Source organism: Streptomyces sp. NPDC004629 (genome assembly GCF_042873595.1).
Taxonomy (GTDB): Bacteria; Actinomycetota; Actinomycetes; order Streptomycetales; family Streptomycetaceae; genus Streptomyces.
The window spans coordinates 1-20,175 of sequence record NZ_JBIALO010000006.1; the positions used below are offsets into that span (position 1 = coordinate 1).

Annotated in this window: 19 protein-coding genes; 5 read left to right on the forward strand and 14 right to left on the reverse strand. The window is 72.1% G+C overall.

The genetic code is table 11. From position 1 onward, the window contains the following. The first annotated feature begins 308 nt into the window (after window positions 1-308). Complete coding sequence (locus ACFYTE_RS10510; RefSeq protein ID WP_388707621.1) at window positions 309-1,652, forward strand: UDP-glucose dehydrogenase family protein; 1,344 nt, start codon at window positions 309-311, stop codon at window positions 1,650-1,652. Window positions 1,653-1,931: 279 nt separating this feature from the next. Here ACFYTE_RS10510 and ACFYTE_RS10515 read toward each other — a convergent pair whose 3' ends face one another. Beyond that, window positions 1,932-2,444: a CGNR zinc finger domain-containing protein gene (locus ACFYTE_RS10515; protein ID WP_388707623.1), complete on the reverse strand. Its 513-nt coding sequence runs from the start codon at window positions 2,442-2,444 to the stop codon at window positions 1,932-1,934. 89 nt (window positions 2,445-2,533) lie between these two features. Here ACFYTE_RS10515 and ACFYTE_RS10520 point away from each other — a divergent pair, with 89 nt between their 5' ends. Further along, entirely contained in the window at window positions 2,534-2,902 is a 369-nt protein-coding gene (locus tag ACFYTE_RS10520; protein ID WP_388707625.1) for a VOC family protein, read from the forward strand. A 175-nt stretch (window positions 2,903-3,077) separates the two neighbouring features. On the opposite strand, the gene ACFYTE_RS10525 is transcribed toward ACFYTE_RS10520, so the two are convergent. Genes ACFYTE_RS10525 through ACFYTE_RS10535 form a run of 3 tightly spaced genes read right to left on the reverse strand, consistent with a single transcriptional unit; the run spans window position 3,078 to window position 5,919 of the window. Beyond that, window positions 3,078-4,256, reverse strand: coding sequence for a dipeptidase (locus ACFYTE_RS10525; protein ID WP_388707628.1), 1,179 nt, complete (start codon window positions 4,254-4,256; stop codon window positions 3,078-3,080). Between the two features lie 5 nt (window positions 4,257-4,261). Then, window positions 4,262-4,759, reverse strand: coding sequence for a 5-(carboxyamino)imidazole ribonucleotide mutase (purE, locus tag ACFYTE_RS10530; RefSeq protein WP_388708344.1), 498 nt, complete (start codon window positions 4,757-4,759; stop codon window positions 4,262-4,264). A 20-nt stretch (window positions 4,760-4,779) separates the two neighbouring features. Then, window positions 4,780-5,919: a 5-(carboxyamino)imidazole ribonucleotide synthase gene (locus tag ACFYTE_RS10535; RefSeq protein ID WP_388707630.1), complete on the reverse strand. Its 1,140-nt coding sequence runs from the start codon at window positions 5,917-5,919 to the stop codon at window positions 4,780-4,782. A gap of 187 nt (window positions 5,920-6,106) precedes the next feature. Here ACFYTE_RS10535 and ACFYTE_RS10540 point away from each other — a divergent pair, with 187 nt between their 5' ends. After that, window positions 6,107-6,610 carry a GtrA family protein gene (locus ACFYTE_RS10540; RefSeq protein ID WP_388707632.1) on the forward strand — a complete coding sequence of 168 codons (504 nt, stop codon included), beginning with the start codon at window positions 6,107-6,109 and terminating at the stop codon, window positions 6,608-6,610. Between the two features lie 97 nt (window positions 6,611-6,707). Here ACFYTE_RS10540 and ACFYTE_RS10545 read toward each other — a convergent pair whose 3' ends face one another. Next, the gene (locus tag ACFYTE_RS10545; protein ID WP_388707634.1) at window positions 6,708-7,979 is read right to left on the reverse strand and encodes an ATP-binding protein; all 1,272 of its coding nucleotides are present in this window, start codon (window positions 7,977-7,979) and stop codon (window positions 6,708-6,710) included. A 31-nt stretch (window positions 7,980-8,010) separates the two neighbouring features. Then, complete coding sequence (locus ACFYTE_RS10550) at window positions 8,011-8,688, reverse strand: response regulator transcription factor (RefSeq protein WP_138048974.1); 678 nt, start codon at window positions 8,686-8,688, stop codon at window positions 8,011-8,013. A 487-nt stretch (window positions 8,689-9,175) separates the two neighbouring features. On the opposite strand from ACFYTE_RS10550, the gene ACFYTE_RS10555 reads away from it, so the two are divergent. After that, complete coding sequence (locus ACFYTE_RS10555; RefSeq protein ID WP_388707636.1) at window positions 9,176-10,672, forward strand: oligopeptide:H+ symporter; 1,497 nt, start codon at window positions 9,176-9,178, stop codon at window positions 10,670-10,672. Between the two features lie 722 nt (window positions 10,673-11,394). Here the strand turns inward: ACFYTE_RS10555 and ACFYTE_RS10560 are convergent. From ACFYTE_RS10560 to ACFYTE_RS10590, 7 genes are all read right to left on the reverse strand, one after another. Next, window positions 11,395-12,696, reverse strand: coding sequence for a hypothetical protein (locus tag ACFYTE_RS10560; RefSeq protein WP_388707639.1), 1,302 nt, complete (start codon window positions 12,694-12,696; stop codon window positions 11,395-11,397). Between the two features lie 2 nt (window positions 12,697-12,698). Beyond that, window positions 12,699-13,790: a hypothetical protein gene (locus ACFYTE_RS10565; protein WP_388707641.1), complete on the reverse strand. Its 1,092-nt coding sequence runs from the start codon at window positions 13,788-13,790 to the stop codon at window positions 12,699-12,701. After that, a complete protein-coding gene (locus tag ACFYTE_RS10570) occupies window positions 13,787-14,692 on the reverse strand; it encodes a hypothetical protein (protein ID WP_388707644.1) in 906 nt (301 codons plus the stop codon). The genes ACFYTE_RS10565 and ACFYTE_RS10570 overlap by 4 nt, the downstream gene beginning before the upstream one ends. Window positions 14,693-14,722: 30 nt before the next feature. Beyond that, on the reverse strand, window positions 14,723-15,433 hold the full coding sequence (locus ACFYTE_RS10575) for an LPXTG cell wall anchor domain-containing protein (protein WP_388707646.1): 711 nt from the start codon (window positions 15,431-15,433) through the stop codon (window positions 14,723-14,725). 1,086 nt (window positions 15,434-16,519) lie between these two features. Beyond that, the gene (locus ACFYTE_RS10580) at window positions 16,520-17,056 is read right to left on the reverse strand and encodes an ATP-binding protein (protein ID WP_388707648.1); all 537 of its coding nucleotides are present in this window, start codon (window positions 17,054-17,056) and stop codon (window positions 16,520-16,522) included. 20 nt (window positions 17,057-17,076) lie between these two features. After that, window positions 17,077-17,214 (reverse strand): hypothetical protein, encoded by a 138-nt coding sequence (locus ACFYTE_RS10585; protein ID WP_388707651.1) that lies wholly within the window; start codon window positions 17,212-17,214, stop codon window positions 17,077-17,079. Between the two features lie 50 nt (window positions 17,215-17,264). Beyond that, a complete protein-coding gene (locus ACFYTE_RS10590) occupies window positions 17,265-17,642 on the reverse strand; it encodes an STAS domain-containing protein (protein ID WP_388707653.1) in 378 nt (125 codons plus the stop codon). A gap of 337 nt (window positions 17,643-17,979) precedes the next feature. On the opposite strand from ACFYTE_RS10590, the gene ACFYTE_RS10595 reads away from it, so the two are divergent. Beyond that, entirely contained in the window at window positions 17,980-18,855 is an 876-nt protein-coding gene (locus ACFYTE_RS10595; protein ID WP_388707656.1) for an RNA polymerase sigma factor SigF, read from the forward strand. A gap of 134 nt (window positions 18,856-18,989) precedes the next feature. Here ACFYTE_RS10595 and hutI read toward each other — a convergent pair whose 3' ends face one another. Continuing rightward, a complete protein-coding gene (gene hutI / locus ACFYTE_RS10600; RefSeq protein ID WP_388707659.1) occupies window positions 18,990-20,162 on the reverse strand; it encodes an imidazolonepropionase in 1,173 nt (390 codons plus the stop codon). Between the last annotated feature and the right edge of the window lie 13 nt (window positions 20,163-20,175).

Here is a 20,175-nt window from a genome sequence, read left to right on the forward strand (position 1 = left end):
ACCTCCGCGGCAAACGGCGCGATCTTCGCCGCCACCAGCGCACGCACGGACGCACGCAGCATCTCGTGCTCCTCGGACGGACGGTACAGGTCGAATTCGGGCGATCCGGTCACGGTCTCTCACGCTCCAAGGACGCAGGGGTTACTGATGCGGTCGCTGATTACCGTTGAGTAACCAAGATTTTAGGGGGCCGCCGGCCCGGCGCCCACGTGAGCTTGGCGACAGCGGGCCCATTGCCCGCCGCAGGGCGCAGACGGGCCCCGGCTATGCTCGGGCCTCGCATCACATCCGTTCCCCCTGGAGCACCCATGAGCCTGAAGATCACCGTGATCGGAACCGGCTATCTCGGCGCCACGCACGCCGCGGCCATGGCCGAACTGGGCTATGAGGTGCTGGGGCTCGACGTCGTGCCCGAGAAGATCGCGCTGCTCCAGCGGGGCGAGGTCCCGATGTACGAGCCGGGGCTCAGGGAGTTGCTGCGGCGGCATGTGGCCGGCATCGAGGGCGCCACCGGGCGGCTGCGGTTCACCCTGGACTGGGCCGAGGTCGCCGAGTTCGGCGATGTGCACTTCGTCTGTGTGAACACCCCGCAGAAGCACGGCGAGTACGCGGCGGACATGTCGTACGTCGACGCGGCGATCGCCTCCCTCGCGCCGCATCTGACCGGTCCCGCCCTCGTCGTCGGCAAGTCCACCGTGCCCGTCGGCTCCGCGGACCGCCTGGCCGCCCATCTGGCCGCGCACGCGCCCGCCGGCGCCGACGCCGAACTGGCCTGGAACCCGGAGTTCCTGCGGGAGGGCTTCGCCGTCGAGGACACCCTGCACCCGGACCGGATCGTGGTGGGCGTGCGCAGCGAGCGGGCGGAGAAGCTGCTGCGCGAGGTGTACGCGGCGCCGCTCGCCGAGGGCACGCCGTTCGTGGTGACCGACTTCCCGACCGCCGAGTTGGTGAAGACCTCCGCGAACTCCTTCCTGGCCACCAAGATCTCGTTCATCAACGCGATGGCGGAGGTGTGCGAGGCCGCCGGCGGCGATGTGGCCCGACTCGCCGAGGCCATCGGCTACGACGACCGGATCGGGAAGAAGTTCCTGCGCGCCGGGATCGGCTTCGGCGGCGGCTGTCTGCCCAAGGACATCCGGGCGTTCATGGCGCGGGCCGGCGAACTGGGCGCCGACCAGGCGCTGACCTTCCTGCGCGAGATCGACTCCATCAACATGCGCCGCCGCGGCCAGATGGTCGAGATGGCCCGGGAGGCGCTGGGCGGCGGCTCCTTCCTGGGCAAGCGGGTCGCGGTGCTCGGGGCGGCCTTCAAGCCCGACTCGGACGACGTCCGGGACTCGCCCGCGCTCAACGTGGCGGGCCAGATCCATCTCCAGGGCGGTCAGGTGACGGTGTACGACCCGAAGGGCATGGACAACGCCCGCCGGGTCTTCCCGACGCTCGGCTACGCGGACTCGGCGCTGGAGGCCGTGCGCGGCGCGGACGTCGTCCTGCACCTCACCGAGTGGCGGGAGTTCCGCGAACTGGATCCGGCCGAGCTGGGCGCGGTGGCCGCGGCGAAGGTGATCCTCGACGGCCGCAACGCCCTGAACCCCGACCTGTGGCGCCGCGCCGGCTGGACCTACCGCGCCATGGGCCGCCCAACCGCGTAACCCACCACGCCGGTCCCCGGAAAGAACCCGAGCCGTTCCGGACTGCTCCCAGAACCGATCCCACCGGCGGCTTTCGGAGGCCTCGGGGCGCACAAGGGTGGCCCCCCTTCACCACACGGCGGCTCGGCATGCCCACGAGGCCGAACCGGCCGGCAACTTGCGAAAGCACGCCCGGCACACGGCAGAGGGACGCCGGTTCGGCCGAGGCTCAGTCGGCCGAACCGGCGTCCTGGTGCATTCTGCCGCACCGGGCCGGGGCGCGGCCGGGGAACGGGGTCCCTACCCCGCCTCCTTGGCCCGGTACCGGCGCATCTTCGCGCGCGCCCCGCACACCTGCATCGAGCACCAGCGGCCGCGGCCCGCGGGACTGCGGTCGTAGTACGCCCAGTGGCAGGTCACGGCCTCGCACGCCTTCAGCCGCATCCAGGTGCCGGCCACCAGCGCCTCGGCGACGGCGGCGGCGACCCGGAAGAGCAGCGGAGAGCCGTCGGCGGCGGGGGCGAGGGCCGCGGCGCCCTCCTGGTCGTCGACGGACAGGTACAGCGGGGCGTGCGCGAGCAGCCGGCCGAGCGGGGTCACCTCGCGGTGCGGCGGGTGGCCCGCGTGGGCGAGCAGGGTGGCGCGCAGCGACTCGCGCAGTTCGCGCGCCGCAGGCAGTTCCTCGGCGCCGATTCCGAGGCGCGCCCGACCGTCCGCCGTGTCGAGCGCGTCGGCGCCCGACTCGATGTCCAGGGTGTTGACCAGGCTCTCGATCAGCGCGAGTCCACCGGGTGCGGGCGATCGCTCACTCATGCTTGCGACGTTACCTCCCATGCGGCAGCATGCAGTAACGGTTACCTGTATCCCCGATCTGGGGGTAACCAGCGATCGAGGAGGAAGTCATGACCTACGCCAAGCTGGGCGCCGTCGTCCTGGACTGTCCCGATCCCCGCGCGCTCGCCGGGTTCTACGCCGAGGTGGTGGGCGGCACCGTCGAGGCGAACCCCGAGGAGCCCGACTGGGTGGACCTGAAGGTGCCCGGCGGGCAGACACTGGCCTTCCAGGCGGCACCCGGGCATGTGCCGCCGAAGTGGCCGGCGCCCGACCACTCCCAGCAGTTCCACCTGGACCTCATGGTGGCGGACCTGGACGCGGCCGAGGAGAGCGTGCTCGCCCTGGGCGCGACCCCGCTCGACACGGCGGACCGCTCGCGCACCTGGCGGGTGTACGCGGACCCGGCCGGCCACCCGTTCTGCCTGTGCGCCGGCTGACCGGAACGGCGCCCGTGACACCGTCGCGCCCGTAGCGCGTTACCGCTCCGTGGATCACCCGTAAGGCCACCGGGGCGGGACGTGGGCGGTCGGGGCGTCGGACCAGTGCCCCGGGCCGCCCCGGTCGCCTCGTCGGGCGGGGTGGACGGCTGTAGCGGCCGGCCGGCCCGGAGGGTCAGCCGTCCAGGGACTCGATCGTGGCGTTGGACGGGGCGCGCGTCGTCTGGAGCGAGCGGGCCACGTCCTCCGCCGCGCCCAGCACCCGTACCGCGTTCTGCCAGGTCAGCTTGGCCAGGTCGGATGTGGACCAGCCGCGGTCGAGCAGTTCGGCGATCAGGTTCGGATAGCCGGAGACGTCGTTCAGGCCGTCCGGTGTGAAGGCCGTGCCGTCGTAGTCGCCGCCGATGCCGAGGTGGTCGATGCCCGCGACCTCGCGCATGTGGTCCAGGTGGTCGGCGACGGTGGCCACCGTGGCGACGGGACGCGGGTGCGCCTCCTCGAAGGCCCGGTGGGCCTTCATCGCCTCCTCCGTCGTGTCGAGGTGGTGGAAGCCGTGCGCGCGCATGTTGTCGTCGGCCGTGGCCGTCCAGTCCACGGCGGCCTGGAGCACGAACTTCGGGACGAACGTCACCATCGCCATACCGCCGTTCGCGGACAGCCGTTCGAGGACGTCGTCCGGGATGTTGCGCGGGTGGTCGCACACGGCACGGGACGAGGAGTGCGAGAAGATCACCGGCGCGGACGTCGCGTCCAGCGCGTCCCGCATCGTCGTCGCCGCCACATGGGACAGATCGACGAGCATGCCCAGCCGGTTCATCTCCCGCACGACCTCGCGGCCGAAGGCCGACAGGCCGCCGACGTTCGGCTCGTCGGTCGCCGAGTCCGCCCACGGCACATTGTCGTTGTGGGTGAGCGTCATATAGCGCACGCCCAGGCCGTACAGGCCCCGCAGGGTGCCCAGCGAGCAGGCGATGGAGTGGCCGCCCTCCGCGCCCATGAGCGAGGCGATACGGCCGTCCGCGCGCGCCGCCTCCATGTCGGCCGCGGTCAGCGCGGGCGCCAGGTCCTTCGGGTAGCGGGCCAGCAACTGCCGTACGCAGTCGATCTGTTCGAGGGTGGCCGGGACCGCGTCGGGCAGGTCCGAGCGGACGTACACCGACCAGTACTGCGCGCCGACGCCGCCCTCGCGCAGCCGTGGCAGGTCGGTGTGCAGATGCGCGTTCTGGTGGTCGGCGATGTCACGGGCGGCGAGGTCGTAACGGACCTGCTCGCGCAGCGCCCACGGCAGGTCGTTGTGGCCGTCGACCACGGGGTACTCGCGCAGCAGCGCCCTGGCTTCGTCCAGTGAGGTCATACCCGTCACTTCCCGAAACCGAAGCCGTTCGATCCTTCGGCCTTGGCGCGCAGCCGTTTGCCCTTCTCGGCCGCCTGGTCGTTCAGCTCCTGCTGGAAGTCCCGCATACGGGCGAGGAGTTCGTCGTCGTGCACGGCGAGGATACGGGCCGCGAGGAGACCGGCGTTGCGGGCGCCGCCGACGGAGACGGTGGCCACGGGGACACCGGCCGGCATCTGCACGATCGACAGCAGGCTGTCCATGCCGTCGAGGTGCTTCAGCGGGACCGGGACGCCGACGACCGGCAGCGGGGTGACCGAGGCGAGCATGCCGGGCAGATGGGCGGCGCCGCCCGCACCCGCGATGATCACCTTCAGTCCGCGCTCCGCCGCCTGCTCGCCGTACGCGATCATCTCGCGCGGCATGCGGTGCGCGGAGACGACGTCGACCTCGTAGTCGATCTCGAACTCGTCCAGGGCCTTGGCGGCGGCTTCCATGACGGGCCAGTCGGAGTCCGACCCCATGACGATGCCAACAACGGGGCTCATTCGGTGATGGTGCCTCTCAGGTAGCCGGCTGCGTGACGGGCGCGCTCCAGCACGTCGTCCAGGTCGTCGCCGTAGGTGTTGACATGCCCCACCTTGCGGCCGGGCTTCACGTCCTTGCCATACATGTGGATCTTGAGCTGGGGGTCCCGGGCCATGCAGTGCAGATACGCCGAGTACATGTCGGGGTAGTCGCCGCCGAGCACATTGACCATGACGGTCCACTTCGCGCGCGGGCGCGGGTCGCCGAGCGGGAGGTCGAGGACCGCGCGGACATGGTTGGCGAACTGCGACGTGATCGCGCCGTCCTGGCTCCAGTGGCCGGAATTGTGCGGGCGCATCGCCAGTTCGTTGACGAGGATGCGGCCGTCGCGGGTCTGGAACAGCTCGACGGCGAGGTGGCCGACGACGCCGAGTTCCTTGGCGATGCGCAGCGCCAGCTCCTCGGCCCGCAGCGCGAGCGACTCGTCCAGAGCGGGGGCCGGGGCGATCACCGTGTCGCAGACCCCGCCGACCTGCTGGGACTCCACCACGGGGTAGGCGACGGCCTGGCCGTGCGGGGAGCGTACGACGTTCGCGGCCAGCTCGCGGACGTAGTCGACCTTCTCCTCGGCGAGCACGGGGACGCCGGCGCGGAACGGGTCGGCGGCCTCCTCGGCGGACCGGACGACCCACACGCCCTTGCCGTCGTAGCCGCCGCGCACGGTCTTCAGGACGACCGGGAACCCGTCGCCCTCGGCGGCGAAGCGGGCCACGTCCTGCGGGTCGGCCACGATCCGGTGCCGTGGGCTCGGCACGCCGATGGCGTCGAGTTTCGCCCGCATCACCCCCTTGTCCTGGGCGTGCACCAGCGCGTCGGGGCCCGGGCGGACGGGGACGCCGTCCGCCTCCAGGGCGCGCAGGTGCTCGGTGGGCACATGCTCATGATCGAAGGTGATCACGTCGCAGCCCCGCGCGAACGCGCGCAGCGTGTCCAGGTCGCGGTAGTCGCCGACGACGACATCGCCGACGACCTGAGCCGCGGAGTCCTGAGGGGTGTCACTGAGGAGCTTGAATCTGATGCCGAGCGGGATGCCCGCCTCGTGTGTCATACGAGCGAGCTGGCCCCCGCCGATCATGCCGACTACCGGGAACGTCACGCCCCCAGGGTATCGGTCGCGCCACGACGACCGGATTCCGCTCCTCTCCGCCGTCGTCTTATCCGTATTTCACCCGCTCTTTTTTTTCCTCTCTTGCCGACCCGTGGCCGGATGCAGAGGCGGGAGCGGTGGCCGCTGGTTAGCATGGCCGGGTCGGCGAAACCTACGGACAGGAGCCTGCACGACCATGGAACCAGGTTCCTCGGGGCTGCGAAGGCTTGTGCACGAGGTCGCCAAGTTCGGCGCCGTGGGCGGCGCGGGACTTCTCGTCAATCTGGGCGTGTTCAACCTCGTACGGCACGTCACGGAGCTGCCGGTCGTTCGGGCCAGCATCATCGCCACCGTCGTCGCGATCGTCTTCAACTACATCGGCTTCCGCTACTTCACGTACCGGGACCGCGACAAGAGCGGCCGCACCCGGGAACTCACCCTGTTCCTGCTGTTCAGCGTGGTCGGCCTGGTGATCGAGAACGGCGTCCTCTACACCGCGACGTACGGGTTCGGCTGGGACAGCCCGCTGCAGAGCAACGTCTTCAAGTTCTTCGGCATCGCCGTCGCGACCCTGTTCCGCTTCTGGTCCTACCGCAGCTGGGTGTTCCGGACCCTGCCCGCCCGTGAGACGGTGGTCGGCGCGGAGTCGTACCTGACGGCGGAGACCCCGGAGAACCGCCAGCGCCAGCGGATCTCCTAGCCGGCGCCCCGAAGCGGCGGACAACCGCCCGGCCGGCCACATCTCAGCCGCAGCCGCAGCCGAAAGACAACCAAAACCGGCCAAACCCGGCGGAGCGTCAACGGACTGTCGGCTGTTCCCCGTCCGGCTTCTTCAGCGGCGGCGTGCGGGACAGGAACAGGCCGAACACCGGCGGCTGGGCCTGTAGGAGTTCCAGCCGTCCCCCGTCCGCCTCCGCGAGATCGCGGGCCACGGCCAGGCCGATCCCCGTCGAGTTCCGCCCGCTGATCGCCCGCTCGAAGATCCGGGCGCCGAGGTCGGCCGGCACCCCGGCCCCCTCGTCGGTGACCTCGACCACGGCCTGGTTGCCGGTGACGCGGGTGCGCAGCGCGACCGTGCCGCCGCCGTGCATCAGCGAGTTCTCGATCAGCGCGGCCAGCACCTGGGCCACCGCGCCCGGCGTGCCCACCGCCCGCAGATGCCGCTTCCCCGAGCTGACGATGGCCCGGCCCGCGCTGCGGTAGGCGGGGCGCCACTCGGCGAGCTGCTGCTGGATGACCTCGTCCAGGTCGAAGCTGACCGCGGAACCGGTGCGCGGGTCACGGGCGTTCGTCAGCAGCCGCTCCACCACATCCGTCAGCCGTTCGACCTGGGCGAGCGCCACGTTCGCCTCGTCCTTCACCGTGTCCGGGTCGTCGGTGAGGGTGATCTCCTCCAGCCGCATGGACAGCGCGGTCAGCGGGGTGCGCAGCTGGTGAGAGGCGTCGGCGGCCAGCCGTCGCTCGGCGGTGAGCATCCGCGCGATGCGCTCGGCGGAGGAGTCCAGCACATCGGCGACCCGGTCCAGCTCGGGCACCCCGTACCGCTTGTGCCGGGGGCGCGGGTCGCCGGAGCCGAGCCGTTCCGCGGTCTCCGCCAGGTCGGTCAGCGGGGAGGCGAGGCGGTTCGCCTGGCGCACCGCGAGCAGCACCGCGGCGATCACCGCGAGCAGCGCCACCGCCCCGATGATCAGCAGCGTCCGGCCCACCTCACGAGTGACCGAGGAACGCGGCTCCTGGACGGTGACCCGTTCGCCCTCCTCGCCGTCGGCGCTGGACTGGATGACCTCGCCCTGCGGCTTGGTGCCGACCGAGATCGGCGGCCGGTCGGGCATCCGGATGATCGCGTACTGGTCCGTGCCGACCTGGTTGCGCAGTATGTCCGCGGTGACGTCCTCCGCGCCGAGGATGCGGCTGTCCACGATGCTGGCCAGCCGCAGCGCCTCGGAGTCCACCCGCTCCTGGGCGCTGTTGCTGATCGTCCGGGTCTCCACGATGACGAGGGACACACCGAAGACGGCGATCACCACAAGCACCACGGCGAGCGTGGACTGGATCAGTCGGCGGCGCATGTCCTCCTACCCGGTGGCTCCCCGAAGGGGCTCAGCTCTTCTCGAAGCGGAAGCCGACCCCGCGCACGGTCGCGATGTACCGGGGGTTCGCCGCGTCGTCGCCGAGCTTCTTGCGCAGCCAGGAGATGTGCATGTCGAGGGTCTTGGTCGACGACCACCATGTCGTGTCCCAGACCTCACGCATCAGCTGGTCACGGGTGACGACCCGGCCTGCGTCCCGGACGAGGACCCGCAGCAGGTCGAACTCCTTGGCGGTGAGCTGGAGTTCCTCGTCACCCATCCACGCGCGGTGCGACTCGACGTCGATCCGCACGCCGTGCGTGGCCGGCGGCTGCTGCGGCTCCGCTGCGCCGCGGCGCAGCAGGGCCCGGACACGGGCGAGGAGTTCGGCGAGACGGAAGGGCTTGGTGACATAGTCGTCGGCGCCGGCGTCCAGGCCGACGACGGTGTCCACCTCGTCGGCGCGCGCGGTCAGGATGAGGATGGGCACGGCGTGGCCCTCGGCACGCAGCCGGCGGGCGACCTCCAGGCCGTCCATGCCGGGCAGGCCCAGGTCCAGCACGACCAGGTCGACGCCGCCCTGGATTCCGGCGTCGAGCGCGGTGGGACCGTCCTCGCGCACCTCGACCTCGTAACCTTCCCGGCGCAGGGCGCGGGCCAGCGGCTCCGAGATGGACGCGTCGTCCTCGGCGAGCAGTACACGGGTCATGGAGTGATGGTAGTCCGCTCACGCGGCGTGCTGGGGTGTGATCGGGACCCGGGATTCTTACCTTGGGTGACAGCGGTGCGAACCTGTGTACGGAAGGTGCGACGCTGGAGGGACCTTCGGAACCGGGCGCCCGGTTCCGCCGACACCTGTGATCCATGTCTCAAGTCCTTCCATATCCGGCACTGTCCTGCCGTATGGTGATGTGAGAACGCCTGTGTGCACAGCGGACCTTTGGCGCGTACTCGACGCCGGAGGTCTCTTTCATGTGCGGGTCGGCCCGCGCCGGCCTCGAAGGAATGACCTCTGGCCGGGCCCCGGACGCATCGTCGCGCAACGGGCCGCGGATCCCGGTGGTCGCCGTCCGCCGCCCCGCGATCCGGGGCGGGACACCCCGTGGGCGTGGGGTGGACGGCCCATCCGCCGGTGCCGGCCGCCTCCCACCGGGCGCGCAACGCTCCACGCGCGTCCCGACCAGCAAGGAACGACCATGGCGTCCAGCCTGACGAAGGGCTCGCTCCAGCCGGGCACCCCCGGCACCGGGAAGACCTTCTTCGGCCACCCCCGCGGACTGGCCACCCTCTTCATGACCGAGATGTGGGAGCGATTCTCCTACTACGGCATGAGGGCCCTGCTCCCGCTCTACCTGGTGGCCCCGGCCGGGCTGCACCTCGACGCGGCCACGGCGACCGCGATCTACTCGGTGTACCTGTCCCTCGTGTACCTGCTCGCCCTGCCCGGCGGCTGGTTCGCCGACCGCGTCCTCGGCCCCCGCAGGACGGTCGCCGTCGCCGGTACGGTCATCATGCTCGGCCATCTCACCCTGGCGCTGCCGAGCGCCGGCACCTTCTACGCCGGACTCGGCCTGGTCGCGATCGGTTCCGGCCTGCTGAAGGCCAACATCTCGACGATGGTCGGCCACCTCTACGACGGCCCTGAGGACCCGCGCCGCGACGGCGGCTTCACGCTCTTCTACATCGGCATCAACGTGGGGGCCTTCGCTGCACCGCTGGTCATCGGCACCGTCGGGCAGAACGTCAACTGGCACCTGGGCTTCGCGCTCGCCGCGCTCGGCATGGCGCTGGGCCTGGCCCAGTTCCTGCTCGGCACCCGGCACCTGAGCCCGCGCTCGAACGTGGTGCCGACGCCGCTGTCGGCGCAGGAGAAGTCCGCCACGCTGCGCAAGGCGGCCCTGTGGGCGGCCGTCGCCGCCGTCTTCTACGCCGTCGTCGGCTTCTCCGGCGTCTACACCCTGAACTGGGTGATGGTTCCGATCATCGTCGCCGGCCTGGTCATCCCGGTCATGGTGCTGGCGCGCATCAAGCGCGACAAGGAACTGGACCGCACCGAGCAGTCCCGGATGTCGGCGTACATCTGGTTCTTCGTCGCCGCGGCCGTGTTCTGGATGATCTACGACCAGGGCGGTTCGACGCTGTCGATCTTCGCCGACGGGCGGGCCGAGAACAGCGTGTTCGGCCGGCACTTCCCGGTGTCCTGGTACCAGTCGGTCAACCCGGTGATGATCATGGCGTTCGCGCCGGTCTTCGCCGCCCTGTGGCTGGCGCTGGCCCGGCGCGGCAAGGAGCCGAGCACGGCGACGAAGTTCGCCCTGGGCCTGATCCTGGTCGGCGCGTCCTTCTTCCTCTTCCTGGCCCCGCTGTCGATCGCCGGGGACGGTCACAAAGCGGCCGCGCTGTGGCTGGTCGCGATCTACTTCGTGCAGACCGTCGGTGAACTGCTGCTCTCCCCGGTCGGCCTGTCGGTCACCACGAAGATGGCGCCCGCGAAGTACGCCTCCCAGATGATGGGCGTCTGGTTCCTGGCCGTCACCGCCGGCGACGCCACGACCGGTCTGCTCGGCGTGGCGGGCGTCAACCTGGACAAGATGGGCATCGTGGCCCTGGAGGCGGCCCTCGCGGTCGTCGCCGGTACGGCGGTGTGGCTGTACCGCAACAAGGTGAAGCAGCTGATGGGCGACGTCAACTGACCGCTGCCGCGAGCCAAGCCGAGCCGACCGACCGGAGGACCACCCCGCCCATGCCCGAGGCGCCCCTCCCCCTTCACCAGCCCACCAACACCCTCGCCGCCCCCGCCGCCGCACTCCCGAACGGACCCGACGAAGGGGACTCCGTCGGGTCCGGAGGAGGGGACTCCGTCGGGTCCGGAGGAGGGGCTTCGGCAGGGCCGTTGACGGGCTCCCGGCCGGTCCGGCGGTCGGAACTCCGGCAAGGCCGTCGACGGACTCCCGACGGATCCGGTGGTCGGAACTCCGGCAAGGCCGTTGACGGGCCCTCGGCGGGTCCGGTGGAAGGGACTTCGGCAGGGCTGGTGGCCGAGGTCCTGGGAGTGTCCGTGCCTGGCCCGTTCGTCGATCGTCCCCCACCCGATCGTGGTGGTCACCAGGGTGATGTCCCGCCCCGGGCGAAGAGCCGGTTGGCCGCGGCACCGCACGCTGTCCCGAACTCCCGGCCCCGCTTGGCCGGAGGGGCACCCCACGGGCTTCGGGCACCCGCGGTCAGGCCCCTCGATGTGGTCGCGGGTCCGGGGGCCCGGCTCTTACGCAACCAGGCCCCCGGCGGAGACGGCGGACGGGACTTCGGTGGGTCAGGGGGCTCGGTACGTCGGCGCCGGGCGCTCAGGGCGCCTGCTGTCGGCCCCGGGCGCGCGGCGGCGCGGTCGCGCGGCTGCCGCGGCCGGGGCCTCGGGTTCTCATCGGGTCCTGCGGCGGGGCATGAAGGTGAAGACCGCCGCGCCCAGCAGGATCGCCGTGCCCGCCACCAGGCCGAGGGCCTTGACGGCGCCGTGGTCGTCAGAGCCGGTCGCGGCCAGGCCACCACCGGTGTCGCTGCCGCCGGTCGACGAGCCGCCCGAGGACGAGGAACCGCCCGCGGCCCCACCCGGCTGTGCCGCCGTGTCGAGGGTCAGCGAAACCTCCGACTTGGTCGGCGTGCAGGTCGTCGTGGTCCCCAGGGCCTCGACCGTCAGAACGCCCGGCGAGAGCGTGGACGTACCGCTCGCACCCGGCTTGTAGGTGCCGGTCAGGTCGGGGATCTCGATCGGATCGCCGGACTTGATGGCGGCGGAGTTCATCGGTCCCTCCACATGCACGGTGCCCTTGTCGGCGCCGCCCAGGACCACCTCCATCGACGGCTTGACGGAGTCCTTCGGGATGTCGGCGGGACTGTCCATCACCGACGTCTTGAACTGCACGGTGAGGTCATAACTCCCGCCGTTCTTCTTGGCGTTGATCTGCACCGGCGAGGTCGCGCTCTTGTCGCCGATCGGCGTCTTGCAGGCGTAGGGGACCTGGACCTCCTTGCCGGTGAAGTCGGTCTGGCCGCCGCCGGTGCCGTCGCTCTCGCTCGCCGATGCGGACGGGGTGGGCGTGGGGGTGGGGGTGGCCGACGGGGAGGCCGAATCGGACGGCGTGGGCGAGGGGCTCGGCGAACTCCCGTCGCCCGCCGTCACCTCGATGGTCGCCGCTTTCTGCACGGTCTCCGTCGGCGTGCACTTGGTGTCCGTCGACATCGCGTTGACGGTGTACGCATCAGGCGTCAGCGTCACCTCGCCGGGCGCCGTCAGCTTCAGCGTGCCCTTCATGTCGGACAGCACCATGGCGCCGCCCTTGGGGATCGCCGGGTTCTCGCGCGGCCCCTCCATCGCGATGTCCGCGGTCTGCGCGCCGGCCGCCTTCAAAGTGCCGGACGGCTGCACCGAGTTCGCGGGCAGATCGATGATGTCGGGGTTCTTCGAGGCGGCCTGCGCGAACTTCCACACGATGTCGACCGTGTCGCCGACCTTCGCGGTGGCCGGGGCGGTGATCTCGACCTTCGTCGTGCCGTCCACCGGGTCGATGCCCGCGGGCGGTACGCAGTGGGTGGCGAACGACACCTCGGCGGCCTGCGCGGTCGGCGCGGCCACTCCCAGCAGGACACCCGCCCCGCCGAGTATCAGCGCGGCCGCCGCCGCGCCCGCGCCGCGTCCGCCGACCGGTGTGACTCTCCTTCGCATGCTCACGTGGGTCCCTTCGTGGTGGGAGTCGTAGGACTCGTCGGGCTGTCGTCGTGCGGTGCGGAGAGCCGACCGGCCGTGCCCGGACCGGAGTGCGGGGTGAACCACGGCAGGGTCGAGGTCGTGGCGGGCCCGGCGTCCGGCGCCCGCGGCCCGGGCGCCCGGAGCGTCGGCCACGGCAGCCGGAACGCCGGCCGGGGCAGCCCCCGGTGGCGCACACCGCCCGCCCGGCGCGGCCGCACCCGGTCCACCACGGCCAGACCGGCCCGGAACAGGGCGGCCGGTACGACCAGGCAGAGCAGGATCCAGAACAGCGTCACGCCCCAGGGCCGGCCCACGCCCCACGGCTGCTCGGCGAGGACCTTGCCGCCGTACCGCAGCGAGACGGTGTAGTCGCCGTGCGCCCCGGCCGCGAGTTCGACGGGCAGCTTGATCTGCGCCTTCTTGCCGGGCGCGAGGGTGCCGCGCCACTGCTGCTCGTCCCACTGCGGGGCGAACACGCCGTGCGCGGTGCCGACCTGGAACACCGGGTTGCGAACGGACGTCGACCCGAGGTTGCCCACGGTGAAGACCAGCGTCCGGGAGGGCGGCGCACCGAACCAGGTGAGCACCCCGCTGGACCCGTCGAGCCGGGTGTCGGACAGCACGGCGAGACGCCCGGCGGCGGACTCGGCGGGCAGCGGCTCGACGGCGTGCCCGGCGACCTGGAACGCGGCATCCGCGTCAGCCCGCGCACCGGTGACGGCAGCCACGTGCACCACGCACGGGCAGGGCGCCGGCGGCTCGACGACCGGCAGTTTCCGGCTGAAACCGCCCCGGGCGCCGGTGGTGACGGCCCGGCCGTCGCCGTTGGCGCAGGAGTTGGTGCCACCGATCACGCCACGCCCGGGTGTGGCCCGCCCGCAGATCAGCAGCATCAGCAGGGTGCGCGGCCGCCAGCCGGTGCCGCTGACGGTGATCGACCCTCCGGTGCCCGCCTGGGACGCGGACAGTTCGACGGCGGGCCGCTGCGCCGCCTGCGCCGGGGCCGCGAGCGGCAGCAGAAACAGCGCGAGCACCACCGTCAGCACCGGAATCCGCAGCTTGCCGCTCACGTCACCGCTCCCGTCAACTCGACCTCCCCACGCGGGACTTCGCCCTCGGCTGCGGCCGGGCGGCGGCCCCGGCGACGGCGTACGGCGAGTGCCGCCGCGCCGGCCGCCACCGCGGCGGCCCCGGCGCCGAGCGCGCCCCAGGGCACGAACCGCACCGATGTGTCCGCCGTGGCGCGCGCCCCGCCCGGCGCGGTCACCGTCAGCCGTACGTCGACCGCGTCCAGGGCGGGCCGGTCGGGCCACGGCTCGCTCAGCCGCAGCCGTCGGCCGGGGGCCAGCCGGACGGGCAGGGTGCGCGGTGCGCGGTCCAGGACCCGGCCGAAGACGCCGTCCGCGCGCACCGCGAGCCGCGGTACGAGGACGGTCGTACCGCGGTTGACCAGCTCGTACGTGATGCGGTCGGCGTGCACGGCCGGATTCTCGACGGTCAGCGCGGACAGCGCGGGTCCGCCGACGCGCAGCCGGATCCGCACGGTTTCGGTCCGGCCGTGGCCGTCCTGGGCGACGATCGTGCCGGGGCGGTCGCCGGGCGCGGCCTCGGCCGGCACGGCCAGCGTGAACGGGACGTCGGCGCGGGTGCGGGCGGGGACCCGCACGCCGGTGTCGGCGAAGCCGACGCGCAGACCGGTGCCCCGCAGCCGTACCGTGACCGGTCGGCTGCTCCGGTTGGTCACGGACACGGTGTCCCGCAAGGCCGCGCCGGGCGTGCCCTCGGCGTAGAACGAGGGGCGTCCGCCGCCGGCGGGCGCGAGGGACCAGCCGGCGGACCCGGCGGCCGGCGGGGACCCGGCGGGCCCCGCGGCGGGACGGGACCGGTCGGCCGCCGCGGTCGTCGGGGCGGCGCCGAGCAGGGGCAGCAGGGTGAGCAGGGACAGGCACAGGGCACGGGCGGCGGACGGCATCGGCGGCTCCAGCGGTCGGGCCCGGGGGGCTCAGCGGCGTACGGGCTGGTTCCGCCGCGTCACCCACAAGGCGCCGGCCAGACCGGCGAGCAGGACGGTGCCGCCGAGCGTGCCGAGGGCGATCGCGGAGTCCTCGGGGCCGGTCTGCGGGAGCTGACCGGCGGAGTCGCCGCCGCTGGGGGCGGAGCCCGCGGACGAACCCGAGGAGCCCGAGGAGCCCGAGGAGCCGCCGGCCGCCGTGACGTCCAGGGTCAGCGAGGGCTTGGGGTCGTTGGACGGGGTACAGGTCGTCGTGGTGCCGAGCGCCTTGATGGTGAGGACGCCCGCCGTGAAGGTGACCTTGCCCGACTTCTTCGGCGTGTACGTGCCGCTCAGATCGCTGATCTTGATGGGCGTGTTGGCGGGGATCGCGGCCTGGTTGGCCGGACCCGACACCGTCAGCGTGCCGCTGTCGGCGCCGCCCAGCCTGATGGTGGCGCTCGGGTTCATGGCGCCCTTGCCGAGTTCGACCGGGCTGGAGGAGACACCCTTCTGCCAGGACATGGTGATCTTGTAGCCGCCGCCGCTCTTTACGCCCTTGATGTCGATGGGCGACACGGCGCTCTTGTCGCCGATGGGCGTCTTGCACTGGTAGTCGACGTCGACGACATCGGCTCGGGCCGCGGGCGCGACCAGCACCACCACGGAGCCGGCCAGCACCGCGGCGGACGCGAGCGCGGCGGTTCGTTTCGGGTACGACACGCTCCACCCCATTCCTGACGGCACATCAGATCGGCCGTCAAGGTACGCCCGGGGTCGTAAGGAGGGAAGAGACGACGCAACCCGGAGTTGTGACGATCCGGCGCACGAGGGAGGGGCCCGGATGGAGAGACCACCCACGAACACCCCCACCCGAACGCCCCCAACCACCACACCCCTCACCCAAACGGCCCCATGGGCCAGGCGAGCGCGGGACGCGGACATCAGATGGGCAAGGCCGTCAGGCGAGCGCGGGGGCAGGCGGGCGCGGTGCGTGGACGTCAGGCGAGCGCGGGGTCAGGCGAGCGCGGGCGCACGGGTCAGGCGAGCGCGGGGGCGCGGACGTCAGACGGGCGCGGGGCGCGGATGTCAGGCGGGCAAGGCCGTCAGGCGGGCGCGGGGCGGGCATCAGACGGACGCAGCGTCAGGCGGAGGCGGACGCACGGGACAGGCGGACGCGGGGCGCGGACATCAGGCGAGCGCGGGGTCAGGCGAGCGCGGGCGCACGGGTCAGGCGAGCGCGGGGGCGCGGGCGTCAGACGGGCGCGGGGCGCGGATGTCAGGCGGGCGCAGGGCGCGGACGTCAGGCGAGCGCAGCGCCAGGCGGACGCGGACGCACGGGTCAGACGGGGGCGGGGGTGTGGACGTCAGACGGGCACGGGGCATGGATGTCAGGCGGGCGCGGGGCGCGGACGTCAGGCGAGCGCGGGACGCGGGCGCCAGGCCGGACGGACCTCATCCGCACAGGCCAGCCCAGCCCAGACCGCACAAGCCAGGCAGCCGCGGGCGCGGGCGCCAGCCCGAACGCACCGCGTCCGCCCAGGCCAGCTCAGCGCAAGGCGCACGAGGCAGACCGGCGCGCGCTACACAAGCCGAGCCCGCGCACCCCGCACCACTCGGACCTACACAGCCGTACGACTCACCCCCACACGCGCCACCCAAGCCAACCGCACACAGCACGCGGGGTCAGCCCGAACGCGCCGCGTCCGCCCAGGCCAGCCCAGCGCAGACCGCACAAGCCGGGCCCGCGCACCCCCTACGGCTCGGCCACCCCGACACGCGCTGCACAAGCCAAGCGCATGCGAGCCGTCAGGCCGGTGCGCCCAGTTCGGCCCAGACTCGTTTGCCGGGCGTGCCCGGGGTCCGTACCACGCCCCAGTCCAGGCAGAGCCGCTGCACGATGAACATGCCGTGGCCGCCGGGGCGCCCCGCGCGGTGCGGGGTGCGGGGGGCCGGCTGGCCGGTGCCCCGGTCGGAGACCTCGATGCGGATCACCTTGTTGTCGAGGGCGAGGAACAGTTCCTCGGGGCCCTCGGCGTGCAGACACGCGTTGGTGACCAGTTCGGAGACGACGAGCAGCACGTCCTCCGCGGCGGCCCGCTGGTCGGCGGAGGCGGCGGGCAGCCAGCCCCACGCGTACAGCGCCTGGCGGGTGAAGTCACGGGCGAGCGGCACGACGCCGCTCTCGCCGTACAGACGGAGCCTGCGGGCCTGTGGGCCCTCCGGCGGAACGGCCGCTGCCCCCGCGGACGCGCCGTCGCCCGGCGCTCCCCCCTCGGACGCCCCGGAAGCGCCGCTCGGCTCCGGGCCGCGGTCGCCCGGCGGGTAAGGCCGGGTGGTGCTCATCAGCGCTTCACCTCACCGATTCACCAGTTCACGATCGAGCAGTTCACGTTCAGCATGCGGTCGGCACCCGCCGGCACATACATCGCCCACAGGCCGTCCCTCGGTTCCGCGACACTCCCGGAGGACGACCGGTCCAGGATGTCTCCTGCCCGGCGCACCGGACGAAACACCCCCCGATTCGGGGGGTCCGGGAAGGTCCACGGCGGGCTCAGCCGGTCTCGTCGACCAGGGCCGCCTCGACGGTGTCGTGGACGGTGAAGACCGCCTCCGCCCCGGTGATCTCGAACACCCTGGCCACGACCGGCTGCATGGCGGCCAGATGCACCCCGCCCCCGGCGGCCTCCGCCTTCAGGCGGGCACCGAGCAGCACGTTGAGGCCCGTGGAGTCACAGAACTCCAGCCGTGAACAGTCCACGACGAGTCGCGAGAAGCCCTTGTCGAGGAGGTCGTCGAGCGGCTCGCGCAGCAGATCGGCGGTGTGGTGATCCAGCTCACCCGCCGGTGCCACCACGGCGCTGGAGCCCACTTCCCGCACCTCCACCAGAAGCCGGCCCGACTGTGCGCTGCCGACCGTCCCGCGGTCCATGCCGTCTGTCTCCCGAGGTCGTGGCTGCTGACTGATGTCCCGCCGATGCCCTGCTCGTGTTCCTGTGCTGTTCCTGTGCTGTTCCTGTGCCTTCTTGCGCAGGCGCTGCCAGGGCTCCGCGGTCGCCCTCGAACACTACGCCTTCCGTACGCACTCCGACAGCCGAACAACCACACACAAACGGACATATGCTAACAAAAGCCACTTGCAACCGTCTCGGTCAAGCAGGTAGGGCTAGTAAGGACACACAAACCGACACGGCCGGCTTTGGAGGCGCCGCACACCGCAGTGCACGCATGGCTTCGGCAGCCCAATGCCGAGAACGATGGAGGACACCATGTCACCCCGGCTCGACGCATCGCATACCCCGACCGCGACGTCGACACTCCCACCGGAACAGCTGGATCCCATCGCGGGGCTTCCCGAGATCCCCCCGTACGACGAGATCGGACCCGTCGACGCACGGGCCTTGTCCAGGACCCTCTTCGAGCGGCTTGAGTCGCTGGAGGAAGGCACCCACGAATTCGCGTACGTTCGCAACACCCTCGTCGAACTCAACCTCGCGCTGGTCAAGTTCGCCGCCTCCCGCTTCCGCTCCCGCAGCGAGCCGATGGAGGACATCATCCAGGTCGGCACGATCGGCCTGATCAAGGCGATCGACCGCTTCGAACTCTCCCGCGGCGTCGAGTTCCCGACCTTCGCGATGCCGACCATCATCGGCGAGATCAAGCGGTTCTTCCGGGACACCTCGTGGTCCGTGCGCGTGCCGCGCCGGTTGCAGGAACTGCGCCTCGACCTGGCCAAGGCGGGTGACGAACTGGCCCAGCAGCTGGACCGCGCCCCGACGGTGTCCGAACTCGCCCAACGGCTCGGCATCTCGAACGAGGAGGTCGTCGAGGGCATGGCGGCCTCCAATGCGTACACCGCATCCTCGCTGGACGCCCAGCCCGAGGAGGACGACGCCGAGGGAGCGCTCGCGGCCCGTATCGGCTACGAGGACCACGGGCTCGAAGGCATCGAGTACGTCGAGTCGTTGAAGCCGCTGATCGCCGAACTCCCGCCGCGGGACCGGAAGATCCTCTCCCTGCGGTTCGTGGCCGGCCTGACCCAGTCGGAGATCGGCGAGGAACTCGGCATCTCGCAGATGCACGTGTCCCGGCTGCTGTCACGGACGTTGGTACGGCTGCGCAACGGACTGACGCTGGAGGAATGAGCCTCCCCCCTCTCGGCGTCCCTGCGTCCCCCTTGGGTTGCACGGACGCCCCTTGTTCGTCCGACGCCGGCGGGCGGGGTCGGCTGACCGGGCGGCCGGGCCGACCCGTTGGCGGGCGCGTGCGGTGGCCCGGGTCACAGGACCCGGGTGCCTCGGCGCCAGACGCCGGTCACCAGGGGCACGCCCGGCCGGTAGGCCAGATGTACGTGGCTCGGGGCGTCCAGGAGGGTCAGGTCGGCGTAGGCACCGGGGGTGAGGCGGCCGATGTCGGTGCGGCGCAGGGCCGCGGCGCCGCCCGCCGTGGCCGACCAGACCGCCTCGTCCGGCGTCATGCCCATGTCCCGCACGGCCAGCGCGACGCAGAAGGGCACGGACGACGTGAAGGACGAACCGGGGTTGCAGTCCGTCGACAGCGCGACCGTGACACCCGCGTCGAGCAGCCGGCGGGCGTCGGGCCACTCGGCGCGCGTGGAGAACTCCGCGCCGGGCAGCAGCGTCGCGACGGTGTTGCCGCTCGCGAGGGCGTCGACGTCCGCGTCCGTGAGGTGGGTGCAGTGGTCGGCGCTCGCCGCGTCCAGTTCGACCGCCAGGCGCACGCCGGGGCCGTGGGAGAGCTGGTTGGCGTGGACCCGGGGGTGCAGGCCCTTCGCCCTGCCCGCCGTGAGGATCGCCCGAGCCTGGTCGCCGTCGAAGGCGCCCCGCTCGCAGAAGACATCGATCCAACGGGCGTACGGTGCGCAGGCGTCCAGCATCTCGCCGGTGACCAGGGCGACGTACGCGGCCGGGTCGTCGGCGTAGTCCGGTGACACGATGTGCGCGCCGAGGTAGGTGACCTCGTCGGTGTGGGCGGCGGCGATGCGCAGCGAGCGCGCCTCGTCGGCGACCGTCAGGCCGTACCCGGACTTCGTCTCGAACGTCGTCGTGCCCTGGCGCAGCGCCTCCGACAGGTAACGGGTGAGGTTCGCCTCCAGTTCCTCGTCCGTGGCGGCGCGGGTGGCCGCCACCGTCGTCCGGATGCCGCCCGCCCGGTACGGGCGGCCGGACATGCGGGCGTTGAACTCGGCGGTGCGGTCGCCCGCGAAGACCAGGTGTGAGTGGGAGTCGACGAAGCCCGGCAGCACCGTCCGGCCGCGGGCGTCGAGGCGATTGTCAGTGGCGGGTGCTTTGCTGGATTCACCGGTCCAGACGACCCGGTCGCCGTCGATGACGACGGCCGCGTCCTGGATCAGACCGAGAGGGGAACCGTCGCCGGAGGAGGGATCGTTGGTGACCAGCGTGGCGATGTCGGTGATGGCGGTGCTGCTCATGGCGTCCTTGTCC

Excerpts from the sequence above, each read along its gene's own strand:
- ACFYTE_RS10510 (WP_388707621.1), top strand. The coding sequence starts at position 309 with ATGAGCCTGAAGATCACCGTGATCGGAACCGGCTATCTCGGCGCCACG.
- ACFYTE_RS10515 (WP_388707623.1), bottom strand. The coding sequence starts at position 2,444 with ATGAGTGAGCGATCGCCCGCACCCGGTGGACTCGCGCTGATCGAGAGC.
- ACFYTE_RS10520 (WP_388707625.1), top strand. The coding sequence starts at position 2,534 with ATGACCTACGCCAAGCTGGGCGCCGTCGTCCTGGACTGTCCCGATCCC.
- ACFYTE_RS10525 (WP_388707628.1), bottom strand. The coding sequence starts at position 4,256 with ATGACCTCACTGGACGAAGCCAGGGCGCTGCTGCGCGAGTACCCCGTG.
- purE (WP_388708344.1), bottom strand. The coding sequence starts at position 4,759 with ATGGGGTCGGACTCCGACTGGCCCGTCATGGAAGCCGCCGCCAAGGCC.
- ACFYTE_RS10540 (WP_388707632.1), top strand. The coding sequence starts at position 6,107 with ATGGAACCAGGTTCCTCGGGGCTGCGAAGGCTTGTGCACGAGGTCGCC.
- ACFYTE_RS10545 (WP_388707634.1), bottom strand. The coding sequence starts at position 7,979 with ATGCGCCGCCGACTGATCCAGTCCACGCTCGCCGTGGTGCTTGTGGTG.
- ACFYTE_RS10550 (WP_138048974.1), bottom strand. The coding sequence starts at position 8,688 with ATGACCCGTGTACTGCTCGCCGAGGACGACGCGTCCATCTCGGAGCCG.
- ACFYTE_RS10555 (WP_388707636.1), top strand. The coding sequence starts at position 9,176 with ATGGCGTCCAGCCTGACGAAGGGCTCGCTCCAGCCGGGCACCCCCGGC.
- ACFYTE_RS10560 (WP_388707639.1), bottom strand. The coding sequence starts at position 12,696 with ATGCGAAGGAGAGTCACACCGGTCGGCGGACGCGGCGCGGGCGCGGCG.
- ACFYTE_RS10570 (WP_388707644.1), bottom strand. The coding sequence starts at position 14,692 with ATGCCGTCCGCCGCCCGTGCCCTGTGCCTGTCCCTGCTCACCCTGCTG.
- ACFYTE_RS10580 (WP_388707648.1), bottom strand. The coding sequence starts at position 17,056 with ATGAGCACCACCCGGCCTTACCCGCCGGGCGACCGCGGCCCGGAGCCG.
- ACFYTE_RS10590 (WP_388707653.1), bottom strand. The coding sequence starts at position 17,642 with ATGGACCGCGGGACGGTCGGCAGCGCACAGTCGGGCCGGCTTCTGGTG.
- ACFYTE_RS10595 (WP_388707656.1), top strand. The coding sequence starts at position 17,980 with ATGTCACCCCGGCTCGACGCATCGCATACCCCGACCGCGACGTCGACA.
- hutI (WP_388707659.1), bottom strand. The coding sequence starts at position 20,162 with ATGAGCAGCACCGCCATCACCGACATCGCCACGCTGGTCACCAACGAT.